The sequence below is a fragment of the Bartonella sp. AA2SXKL genome (assembly GCF_042197205.1).
Lineage (GTDB): Bacteria > Pseudomonadota > Alphaproteobacteria > Rhizobiales > Rhizobiaceae > Bartonella.
Genome location: NZ_JBHIRN010000084.1, coordinates 270 through 880, shown reverse-complemented (window position 1 = coordinate 880; position 611 = coordinate 270). Strand labels below are relative to the sequence as shown.

Sequence of the window (611 nt, the reverse complement as noted above, 5' to 3'; positions counted from 1 at the left end):
CATCTTTGAAATGCACAGATTGTTTTTTTCTAAATCCATGGACAAGATAAAGCTTACCATAGAAGGAAGTAGCGCTTATTCCCTCAGATCCTGTCGGAGACTTGCTCAAACGTCCACCAACACGTGCTACCCACTGATCAAGTTTTCCCATCTCAACATCAAAATTATCGATATCACGAGCCTTATCAAATTGGAGATTTTGATAAACAACCTGAACTTGAGGATCAACAACAAAACCTTCATATCCTGTTGCAAATGACTGACCACCTGTCAAGGAAACACTGAGAGGTTTGCTCTTTAATGTTGCTGTCTTACCACGGGCAAGAGTAACCACATCTCCTTTGAACAGACCATAGGATAAAAGACCATCTACATAAAAGCCCGCATCATGCTGCAGAGTGCTATATGCCGTTATAGACCATTTATCAAAGGCACTTTCCTCACTGTGTTCAACATTTTTAGGTTGTAGAGAAAGCTTTCCATAAGAACCCATCACCCCAAAAGATACTACATTATCTGCACTCTCGATCGTTTTCAGCAAAATGCCAGCCTTAACAGCGTTATAACGAAGATGTCCCCCATAGCCATATTCAAGTGCAGACAGATCTGAG

Annotated in this window: 1 protein-coding gene; it reads right to left on the bottom strand. The window is 41.2% G+C overall.

Going from position 1 to position 611, the window contains the following annotated elements:
- The coding region (locus ACFINS_RS09895) for an autotransporter outer membrane beta-barrel domain-containing protein (RefSeq protein ID WP_375706164.1) at positions 1-611 on the bottom strand (611 nt) is incomplete at both ends.